The organism is Streptococcus huangxiaojuni (assembly GCF_040930515.1).
Taxonomy (GTDB): Bacteria; Bacillota; Bacilli; order Lactobacillales; family Streptococcaceae; genus Streptococcus; species Streptococcus huangxiaojuni.
This window is the reverse complement of the sequence record NZ_JBFQEG010000042.1, coordinates 1-7290: the sequence shown is the minus strand read 5'-3', so window position 1 is coordinate 7290 and position 7290 is coordinate 1. Positions and strand designations below refer to the sequence as shown.

Sequence of the window (7290 nt, the reverse complement as noted above, 5' to 3'; positions counted from 1 at the left end):
CTGACCTTGTCAAACGAGGCAATCGCTATCTCCGTTATTACTTAGTTGAAGCCGCCAACTCGGTGAGGCGCTATGATGACGAATACAAAGCCTTTTACAAGAAGAAGTATCAAGAAGTTCCTAAACACCAACACAAACGAGCCATCGTCTTAACCGCTAGAAAATTTGTGCGTCTGGTGGATGCGCTACTACGCAACCGCCAACTCTATACGCCACCAAGGAGGCCTATGCAAGATAGCTAGTATCTGCACATGTCCTTGGTCAAGCTAGTGAAAAATGTCATTTTTCGCTAGGTGTTTTTAGTGCACCCTAGTTTACTGAAAGTTAACTAAAGTTTTGACAACTTTATCTTGACTTTTTACCACTAGACTTTAAAAATAAGATACAAAGGCCGTTTAAAAATCCGTATGAAAATAGGGGATGGCAAGTGATGCTGGCATCACGCTGACAGCCATCTTTTTCACTAGGATTTTAGGGCGTGTTCAATTCAACAAGATACAAAGGGCGTTAAAAGCTCACAGCAAAAATGGCGGTAAGCCAGAAATCTTTGATTTCGTAGGCGCACCCCTGCCAGAACGACTAGAAAGGTGCGGTTGACTGTTAAGGCGACAAAGCTTTCAGACGTTTACGGCTGACGGTAAGTCCGAAATCTCTGATTTCGCAGACGCACCTCTGCCAGAACGACTAGAAGGGTGCAGTCGACTGTTAAGGCGACAAAGCTTTCAGTCGTTTACGGCTGGCGGTAAGCCAGAAATCTTTGATTTCGTCTGCGCGCCCCTGCCAAGACGGCTAGAAGGGTGCGGCAGGCTGTAAAGACTGCAAAGCCTTCAGACGGCTACGGCTGACGGTAACTAAGTAACGACAAAAATTTCCAGCCCCTCACTCTCCCGTTTCTAGGTTCGGGCTGAAATCATCCACTGGATGATTTCACTGCACAGCTCTTAGGCCGTGTTCAATTAATAAGATACAAAGGCCGTTTAAAAATCCGTATGAAAATAGGGGATGGCAAGTGATGCTTGCATCACGCTGACAGCCATCTTTTTCACTAGGATTTTAGGCCGTGTTCAATTTTTATAACGATAATAGCTCTGTAAAGACAGGTAAATTTCCAGTAAGAAACACAAAAAATGAGTAACATTCTGGAGCTCTACCTATTTTACTAGTCTATCATAAAAATGTTACTTTTGCCATTTTGCAAATACTAAAGCCAATTCTTTTTGACTGTCTGCTTCTTTAAGATTCAGTTGATGCAAAAAATCCAGCAGTGCAGCATCCGGTTCTCTGACAATCTCCCCGATTGCCCAAATAGCTGTTGCCGTATGGACAGGATTATTGTTTTTATCAATAATCTCCAGCAGTTTAACCAGAGCACTTTTGTCGTGAATATTAGCTAAGGCGATAATCGCATTGCGCTGCAGAATATTCTTGCCACGCCAGGCTGCAGCAAGCTGACCGAATTTTTCTTTAAAAGACTTGTTGCTCAAATCCAGAAAAGGCAGCAGCTCAGGCATAGCCAAGTCTGGGTCAATAGCACTGGCAGGAGGATTCACAATCCCTTTATTATAGGGACAGCAGATTTGGCAGATATCACAGCCGTAAATAACCGTTTTGATTTTTTTACGAAATTCCAAATCCATCATGCCCTTGTCCTGTGTCTGAAAAGACAGGCAGCGTCTGGCATTCATAGTCCCATCGCCAAGCAAACAGGAAGTTGGGCAGGCATCCAGGCAGCGTCTGCAGTCACCGCAGCCATAATCAACCGGCTGATCAGGTTCAAGGTCTAAATTTGTAATCAATTCTCCTAAATACATATAAGAACCGAATTCTTTAGAAATGACCAAACCATTTTTACCGATAAAACCGATTCCTGCCCGTCTGGCGACTGCTGTATCAACTAAAGCTCCTGTATCAACCATGGCTTTGTGTTCCAAAGGAAAATCTGCGCAGAGCGCCTCGATCCCTACAGCCAGCTGATTTAACTTCTCCTGTAAAACATGATGGTAGTCTGTGCCCCAGGAATTTGGGGATATTTTCCCGCGTCGGTACTGAGTCTTAGGCGGTTTAGACGGCAGTTTATGCGGATAAGCGACAGCAATAGCAATAATCGTCTTGGCAGAAGCAAGTGAGCGTTTGGGATCAAGACGGTCTTCGATTACTTTATGTTCAAAGCCTGAATTTCGCTTCTCTTCAACAGCCAGCCGCAGAGACTTTTCTAGATAAGCGAAATTATCCGCTTTTGCAAAGCCGATTTTTGAAATGCCGATATCGGCAGCCAGTTTTTTAATTTCTCCTTTGATATCCATAACATTATTCTAAAGCAAAACGCTAGGGACTGCAAGATTGATCTGTGGCTTCTTTTTTTCTAAAAACCATCATTTTAACTGCCCCAGCAAAGAGGTCAAAGACTGCAGAACCAATCCTTAAAAAAATTCCAGTCACTTCACGGATCTACAGCTCGCATTTTAGACAAAAAATCCCAAATCCTTACCTTCTTTTCTTTGTCAAACAAGCAGATTCGAGTTTTTAAACCTGCAGGCAGAGTGGTAAGGAAAATCAACCGCTTAGGGATAGACCAATTTTGGTCTCACCTTCCTTCATTTTCTTCTGCAATATATTTCTGCACTTGGCTCAGGCAATCAACAAGAAAATCAGCTTGTGACTGATCAAGGTCAAATAAATGATCGCGAATCGCAAGCACACGCAATCCGGCAGCTTTTCCGGCAGCTATCCCCTTTAAACTGTCCTCCACTACAACAATTTCTTTCTTATCAAAACCCAGCAAGTCACAAGCTTTATTGTAGATAGCTGGATCCGGTTTACTTTCTGTAAAATCACTGCCTGAAAGGATGGGGTCAAAACTGTTTTTTAGCCCTACACTATCCAGTGCAAAAAATATATCGCCATATTCAGAATTTGATGCTAAGGCTAAACGGATACCTGATTGCTTCAGCTTTTCAATCACCTGCTTGGTATCGGGAAAAATCAGCTGCTCATAGGGAGCTCTATGTTCCTCTTTATACAAAATATACTGTCTTTCCAGATTTTTTGTATCATAATCAGAAGACAAATCACCCAATATCCTGTTCCAAATCTGGTCCAGCCGGCCGCCGACAAAATCTCTGGCTTCTAAGTGATCAATAGAGATACCCTTTTCAGCCAAAAATTTCTTTCGACGCTTAAAATAAAAACTTTCAGTGTCAAATAAAACACCGTCCATATCAAAAATCACTGCTTTAATCATCTGTAAACCTCTTTTCTGTTTTATTTTATCATATAATCGGATTCCCTGTCCCATTTTATCTGATAAGCAAGAGACTTGGCATGAACAATAAAAAAGGCAGTTTCGCTTCATTTCATTTGCTTTTTTGCAGCTCTCCAAGTGGAGCGGCTCTCTGTTTGCCAAAAAAGCATTATTGCCGTTTTTTTGCTAAAATAAGTCTATGACAAAACTCGCTATTATCAGTGATCTGCATATAGATCTCAATCAGTTCGGTGACTTTGAAACCGATACACTTATTGCCGTGCTGAAAAAAGAAAGGATTAGCCATCTGCATTTGAACGGTGATATGTCCAATCATTTCTATACTATTTCTCTGCCTTTTATAGAAAAATTGGCTGAACATTTTTCCCTTACTTATAATTTAGGCAACCACGATATGCTGGATCTTTCAGAGCGCGAAATTGAACAGTTGGATTTCCAAGTTGTTCCGCTTGGAAACAGGACACTCCTCGCCTTTCATGGCTGGTATGACTACTCTTTTTATCCTGACAGGACAGAAAGCGAGAACCTCAAATTAAAAAAAACATTCTGGTTTGACAGAAGGCTTAAACGCGGCATGACAGATAAGGAGCTGACTGTGCAAACTGCTCAGCGGCTTGATAGAACTCTGGCAGATCTTAGTCCTCACCATCAGCTTATTGTCAGCATGCATTTTGTGCCGCATCGGCAGTTTACCATGACCCATGAAAAATTCAGGCCCTTTAACGCCTTTTTAGGCAGTCAAGTCTTTCATGATATTTTTAAAAAATATGCTGTTTCAGATGTGGTTTTCGGACACGCTCACAGATCCTATGGCAGTCAAACTATTGACGGTATTGCCTACCATTCCCGACCTTTAGGCTACATCCGTGAATGGGATCTGACCATTGACTTTGTCAATCAGCACCCCATCTACAATCCCAGTGGCACATGGAATCTGAGCAAACGTTACAATGCCGTAAAAAAGCAAAAAGATTTTTTAGCTTATAAAAAAGAGCATCTGGCTGAAGAATTTAGGCGGTCAATGACTGTTTTTTTGCTTGAATAAAAACAGAAAAGCCCTTCTGAGCTTAATAAGAATAAAGCTCAGAAGGGTTTTAAAACAGCATAATTCAGTATTTTTTAATGCAAGACTGTCAGTCTTCTGTTCCAATCAAGCAAGGGCCGACAGCTTAAGCAGTGAGGTATTTAAATCGGTCTTACTTAGCAGTTTTAAATTGCTTTTTTATCTTGACCGGCAGCTCGCTGCGCAGCCTTAACAAGTTCAACAATAAGAACCATCATAAGACTGCCGATGACTACAACTCCCCATTGTGTCAGACTCAAACGGGCAACATGGAAGAAAGTGTTGAAGCCCGGAATAGCAATTGTTGACATCAAAAGGATAAATGCTGCAGGAATGGACCAATTAAAGAGTTTATTCTTAAAGAGTCCCACTTTAAAGATAGACTGATAAACCGATTTGACATTGAAGGCATGGACCAGCTGTATCAAGCCCAGCGTCGCATAAGCCATAGTCAGGGCATCCTCATGTATAGCTTGGTTGCCGGCATGTTCAGGATTAATAATGGCCCAGCCGTAAACCCCTAAAACCAGCAGCGTCTGCAGAATTCCCTGATAAATAATGGCTCCCATCACACCACCTGAGAAGAAACTGGATTGTCGGCCGCGCGGTTTGTGTTTCATAACTCCCGGTTCAGCCGGCTCTACTCCCAGTGCAATAGCTGGTAAAGTATCGGTTACCAAATTAATCCACAGCAGATGAACAGGTTCTAAAACATCCCAGCCAAAAAGGGTGGCAAAGAAGATGGTAAAGACCTCAGCCATATTGGCCGAAAGGAGGTACTGAATTGATTTTTGAATATTAGAGAAGACCTTGCGCCCCTCTTCAACCGCTACAATAATTGTCGCAAAATTATCATCAGCCAGCACCATATCGGATGCTCCTTTAGACACTTCAGTCCCTGTAATCCCCATACCAATACCGATATCGGCTGTTTTAAGGGATGGAGCATCATTTACACCATCGCCTGTCATGGCAACAACCTTGCCTTCATTTTGCCAAGCTTTGACAATTCGCACCTTATGCTCAGGCGATACACGAGCATAAACAGAATACTGTTTGAAAACTTTTTGAAAGTCTTCGTCTGACAGTTCATTCAGCTCTGCACCGGTAAAAACATGGTCCTCACTGTCATCAGCTTCAATAATCCCCAGACGCTTGGCAATGGCTTCTGCTGTATCCTGATGGTCTCCGGTAATCATAATCGGACGGATTCCAGCTTCTTTAGCTACACGGACGGCCTCTGCAGCTTCCGGACGTTCCGGATCAATCATACCGACTAAACCGGCAAAGATAAGATTATTTTCAATAGCTTCTGAATCCAGTTCCGGAATGGTGTCTTCATATCTGTAGGCCATCATCAGCACGCGCAGAGCTTGTTTGGCAAGTGATTTATTAGCTGCCAGAATTGTGTCCTTATCCGCTTCTGTAATAGCACGGACAGCACCGTTTTCCTCAATCTGCGTCACACGCTTAAGCAGCTGATCCGGAGCTCCTTTAACAGCCACTAAAAATGTGCTGTCCCCCAGTTTATGAACAGTTGACATAAGCTTACGGTCAGAATCAAAAGGAAGTTCTGCTACACGCGGTTCAGCCTTCAGCTCTTCCCGCACATCAAAATTATGATCAAAACCATACTGGACAAGTGCTGTTTCTGTAGGGTCCCCAATAAGTTTCCCTTTTTGATCCACCTTAGTGTCATTAGCAAAATTCATAACGCGGAGAGCCATATTATCAGGCTCAATATCATCATTAGCATCATACAGCTGACCATTGTAATACATTTTTTCAACAGTCATTTGATTCATTGTCAGTGTCCCTGTTTTGTCTGAAGCAATGATTTCTGTCGACCCCAATGTTTCAACCGCAGGAAGTTTGCGGACAATAGAGTGGCGTTTAGCTAATGTCTGCGTCCCTAATGACAGAACAACCGTCACAATAGCCGGGAGTCCCTCAGGAATTGCTGCTACAGCAAGCGCCACAGCAGTCATTAGGCCTGTCAGCACTTCCTGACCGCGAAGAAAAACACCAACTATAAAAGTGATAAGGGCAATAGCAACCACAACATAGGTTAAGATCTTAGACAGCTGATTGAGGTTTTGCTTGAGAGGGGTATCCGTTTCATCCGTATTTGCAAGCATACCGGCAATATGGCCAACCTCAGTATACATACCAGTATTGGTAACCAAACCCATACCACGGCCGTAAGTCACATTTGAATTTTGGTATGCCATATTCAGACGGTCACCGATGCTGGCATCATCCGGAATCTCTGCCCCTAAATCTTTATCCACAGGAACCGATTCTCCTGTAAGGGCGGCCTCTTCAATCTTGAGCGAGTTGGCTTCTAAAAGCCGCATATCAGCCGGCACCACATCACCTGCTTCCAGCATCACGATATCTCCTGGGACCAAGTCTGCTGCATCGACCTCTTTAACATGGCCGTCACGGCGAACACGTGCCGAAGGACTGGACATTGATTTTAAGGCTGCTATAGCCGCTTCAGCCTGTCCTTCTTGGTAAACCCCAAAAGCTGCATTCAAAATAACAACAGCCAGAATAATAATGGCATCTGTCACTCCTTCGCCGCCCGAAGTAATGACAGACAGCACTGCTGCAACCAAGAGGATAATAATCATCAAATCCTTGAATTGGTCAATAAATTTGGCTAAAAGAGTACGCTTTTCGCCTTCATCTAATTCATTGCGTCCATACTCAGCCAAACGCTGCTGTGCTTCCTGCGTTGTCAGCCCTTTTTTAGAACTCTTCAAAGCAGAAAGAACAGACGCCACATCTTGTGTATAAAAATTTTCTTTCTTTTGTTCTTTTGACAAAATACCTCTCCTCGTAAAATAAGTTTATGGGGATTTTCAATCCCAAGTGTTAACAATTTTATAGCTTGACTATTGCAAGGTTTTCCAGAACAATAGAGTCATGGAATGGACTCATGGTTGTTTCTTTCTCTCCT

General features: G+C 42.9%; 4 protein-coding genes and 1 pseudogene. 2 read left to right on the top strand and 3 right to left on the bottom strand.

The genetic code is table 11. The features are described from left to right. Positions 1-242, top strand: a pseudogene (locus AB3329_RS11425) (IS110 family transposase); the annotation flags it as partial. Positions 243-1178: 936 nt separating this feature from the next. Here the strand turns inward: AB3329_RS11425 and queG are convergent. Together queG and AB3329_RS11415 are read right to left on the bottom strand one after the other, a co-directional pair. After that, the gene (queG, locus tag AB3329_RS11420; RefSeq protein ID WP_368396284.1) at positions 1179-2303 is read right to left on the bottom strand and encodes a tRNA epoxyqueuosine(34) reductase QueG; all 1125 of its coding nucleotides are present in this window, start codon (positions 2301-2303) and stop codon (positions 1179-1181) included. A gap of 281 nt (positions 2304-2584) precedes the next feature. Further along, positions 2585-3241, bottom strand: a complete 657-nt coding sequence (locus tag AB3329_RS11415) for an HAD family hydrolase (protein WP_368396282.1) — start codon at positions 3239-3241, stop codon at positions 2585-2587. 199 nt (positions 3242-3440) lie between these two features. On the opposite strand from AB3329_RS11415, the gene AB3329_RS11410 reads away from it, so the two are divergent. Continuing rightward, positions 3441-4307 (top strand): metallophosphoesterase, encoded by an 867-nt coding sequence (locus AB3329_RS11410; RefSeq protein WP_368396281.1) that lies wholly within the window; start codon positions 3441-3443, stop codon positions 4305-4307. Positions 4308-4471: 164 nt separating this feature from the next. On the opposite strand, the gene AB3329_RS11405 is transcribed toward AB3329_RS11410, so the two are convergent. Then, positions 4472-7156 carry a cation-translocating P-type ATPase gene (locus AB3329_RS11405; RefSeq protein WP_368396279.1) on the bottom strand — a complete coding sequence of 895 codons (2685 nt, stop codon included), beginning with the start codon at positions 7154-7156 and terminating at the stop codon, positions 4472-4474. Positions 7157-7290 lie beyond the last annotated feature (134 nt).